Annotated in this window: 3 protein-coding genes and 1 pseudogene; 1 reads left to right on the top strand and 3 read right to left on the bottom strand. The window is 61.4% G+C overall.

From position 1 onward, the window contains the following. From ubiD to efp, 3 genes are all read right to left on the bottom strand, one after another. Positions 1-1,249, bottom strand: a 1,249-nt coding sequence (ubiD, locus tag A3754_RS25175; RefSeq protein WP_063521661.1) for a 4-hydroxy-3-polyprenylbenzoate decarboxylase, incomplete at its 3' end; no start/stop codon positions are given. 173 nt (positions 1,250-1,422) lie between these two features. After that, positions 1,423-2,358 carry an EF-P lysine aminoacylase EpmA gene (gene epmA, locus A3754_RS25170; RefSeq protein WP_063521662.1) on the bottom strand — a complete coding sequence of 312 codons (936 nt, stop codon included), beginning with the start codon at positions 2,356-2,358 and terminating at the stop codon, positions 1,423-1,425. Between the two features lie 35 nt (positions 2,359-2,393). Then, positions 2,394-2,963: an elongation factor P gene (gene efp, locus A3754_RS25165; protein ID WP_063521660.1), complete on the bottom strand. Its 570-nt coding sequence runs from the start codon at positions 2,961-2,963 to the stop codon at positions 2,394-2,396. 45 nt (positions 2,964-3,008) lie between these two features. On the opposite strand from efp, the pseudogene A3754_RS25160 reads away from it, so the two are divergent. Then, a pseudogene (locus tag A3754_RS25160) lies at positions 3,009-3,248 on the top strand (EF-P beta-lysylation protein EpmB); the annotation flags it as partial.

Genomic DNA, 3,248 nt, shown 5'->3' with positions numbered 1-3,248 from the left:
GGGTGGTCATGGCCCAGATCACGTCTTTCCAGTCGCGGGCGTTGACGTCGTCATCGCAGACAATCACGAACTTGGTGTACATGAACTGGCGCAGGAAGGACCACACGCCCATCATTACCCGCTTGGCATGGCCCGGGTACTGCTTCTTCATGGTCACCACCGCCATGCGGTAGGAGCAGCCTTCCGGGGGCAGGTAGAAGTCCACAATTTCCGGGAACTGTTTTTTCAGGATCGGCACGAAGATTTCGTTCATGGCCACGCCCAGCACTGCCGGCTCATCCGGTGGCCGGCCGGTGTAGGTGCTGTGGTAAATGGGGTCGCGGCGGTGGGTGATGCGTTCCACGGTGAACACCGGGAAGCGTTCCACCTCGTTGTAATACCCGGTGTGGTCGCCGAAGGGGCCTTCGTCTGCCATGTCGTCCGGGTAGAGGTAGCCCTCTAAAACAAATTCGGCGCTGGCGGGGACTTGCAGGTCATTGCCGATACATTTTACCAGCTCGGTCTTGGAGCCGCGTAGCAAACCGGCAAAGGCGTACTCGCTGAGGGTATCGGGAACCGGGGTCACCGCGCCGAGAATGGTGGCAGGATCGGCGCCCAACGCCACGCTCACCGGGAATGGCTCGCCGGGATGCTGTTGCTGCCATTCCTGAAAATCCAGCGCGCCGCCCCGGTGGCTAAGCCAGCGCATGATCAGCTTGTTGCGGCCAATCAGCTGTTGGCGGTAGATGCCCAGGTTCTGGCGTTCCTTGTTGGGGCCGCGGGTGATCACCAGCGGCCAGGTGACCAGGGGGCCGGCATCATCGGGCCAGCAGGTCTGGATGGGCAGCTTGTACAGGTCTACTTCATCGCCTTCCAGCACCTTTTCCTGGCAGGGGCCGGAGTTGGACACCTTGGGGCTCATGCTCAGGACCTTGCGGAATACCGGCAGTTTTTCCCAGGCATCGCGAAAGCCCTTGGGCGGCTCCGGTTCCTTGAGGAAAGCCAGCAGTTCGCCCAGTTCACGCAACTCCGCCACTGAGTCGCGGCCCATGCCCAGCGCGACTCGGCGCTCGGTGCCGAACAGGTTGCCCAGCACCGGGGTGCCAAAGCCCACCGGGTTTTCAAACAGCAGGGCGGGCCCGCCGGCGCGCAGGGTGCGGTCGCAGATTTCGGTCATTTCCAGATTCGGGTCCACCGGAACGGTGATGCGCTTGAGTTCGCCAAGTTGTTCCAGCTGGCTGATGAAGTCTCGAAGATCGCGGTATTTCATGGCGTTCCTTGTTGATCCGGTAACCGAACGGGGTGTGCGGCGAGTATAGCAGGCTGGCGGGGTGCTACGAGTGACGCTCAATGGGCCAGGATAAGGCTGAAAATCGGGTCTGCTGAACGTGAGCCGTGTGGAGCGTGAACATTCTCTCCCGGTGATTGAAGCGAAAAGCGGGTTCAGGCGCGGGACCAGGGAAAGGTCTGGACGTCGTCAATGCGGCCATGGCTTTGCTGTGCCATCAGTAGCCGCTCTACGCCCATGGCTACGCCGCTGCAGGCGGGCAGGCCGGCGTCCATGGCGTCAAGCAAGAAAGGATCCGCGGCCATGGGGTTCAATCCATGCTTCTTGCGCAGGGTATTGTCCTGCTCGAAACGTTGGCGTTGTTCGTCCGGGTCGGTGAGTTCCTGATAGCCGTTGGCCAGTTCCAGGCCGCGGTAATAGATCTCGAATCGGCGGGCGAGCAAGGCGCCGTCTTCGTCTTTATGGGTTTGCGCCAGTGCGGCGGCCCAGCCGGGGAAGTCAGTGACCACAGAGAGCTGTTCGGCGGGCAGGGCAGCTTCCACTTTGGTGGCCATCAGGTAGTCCACGGCGGCGGTTTTGCTCAGCCCTGGCGGTGCGCCATGGTATTGCGCGCAGGCCACCAGTTCCGCGTCACTGGCGGTGAGCGGATCAAGCCGGGTGACCTGCAGGAACAGTTCGCGAAAGGAGTAAGTCTGCGAGGGCGTGTCGCAAAAGAGTTTGGCAAACAGCGCCAGGCATTCGTCCACCAGATCCTTGAGGGAAAAGCCCGGCCGATACCATTCCAGCATGGTGAACTCCGGGTTGTGTCGCCTGCCGGCCTCACCATCCCGGAACGCCTTGCAGATCTGGTAGATCGGCTCGCTGCCGGCGGCCAGCAGTCGTTTCATGTGGTATTCGGGGGAGCTCTGCAGGTAGCCGTAACCTGCCACTGGGATGCACTGGATGTGCAGGTCGCTGACGCCGTGGTGGGCCAGTTGCGGGGTGTCCACTTCCAGCACGTTGCGGGCATCAAAAAAGGCGCGCACTGTGCGTAGCAGCTCAGCGCGCGCTTTCATGGCCTCCAGAGAGGCGGTGGGCTGCCAGTCATGCATTGGGGTATGCTCGTCAGGCATCTGGCGTCAGGCGTCTAGCTTTTAATCCGACCCACGTAATCGCCGGTCCGGGTGTCCACTTTGACGATTTCACCGGTCTGCACGAACAGCGGAACGCGCACGACTGCACCGGTGCTCAGGGTGGCGGGTTTGCCACCGGTGCCAGCGGTGTCGCCTTTCAGGCCCGGGTCGGTTTCGGTGATTTCCAGCTCCACGAAATTGGGCGGGCTCACGGACAGTGGCTCACCGTTGTAGAGGGTCACCTCACAGATGTCTTCTTCCTTGAGCCATTGCTTGGCGTCGGCCACAGCCGCTTCGTCGGCTTGCTTCTGCTCGAAGGAAGTCTGGTCCATGAAGTGCCAGAATTCACCGTCGTTGAAGATGTACTGCATGGGGACGTCCATCACGTCGGCGCCTTCCAGGGAGTCGCCGGACTTGAAGGTGCGCTCCCAGACCTTGCCGTTACGCAGGTTGCGCAGTTTCACGCGGTTGAATGCCTGGCCCTTGCCCGGCTTGACGAATTCGTTTTCGATGATGGAGCAGGGGTCGCCATCGAGCATGACTTTCAAGCCAGACTTGAATTCACTGGTAGAATAGTTGGCCATAAATAATGTTCCAAAGGTTGATGTATGGCATTGGAAAGGCTGGCAATGATAACGCAGGAAGCGGCCGGTTGGGAGTTGCCGGACTGGCAGCGCCAGCAGGCCGATCTGATTACCGACCCGGCGGAGCTGTTTGCGCAGCTGGGACTGACTCCGCAGGACCTGCCCGCCAGCCTGGCGGCGGCAGGCGATTTTCCCTTGCGGGTGCCGCGTCGCTACGTGGACCTGATCGAGCGGGGCAACCCGAATGATCCGCTGTTGCGGCAAGTGCTCAGCGCGCCTGAGGAG

The organism is Alcanivorax sp. HI0083 (assembly GCF_001635175.1).
The sequence above is the reverse complement of the archived record's forward strand: the minus strand, read 5'-3'. Positions and strand labels throughout refer to the sequence as shown.

Bases quoted from the DNA above. Each gene is read 5' to 3' on its own strand.
- epmA (WP_063521662.1), bottom strand. From the start codon at position 2,358: ATGCATGACTGGCAGCCCACCGCCTCTCTGGAGGCCATGAAAGCGCGC.
- efp (WP_063521660.1), bottom strand. From the start codon at position 2,963: ATGGCCAACTATTCTACCAGTGAATTCAAGTCTGGCTTGAAAGTCATG.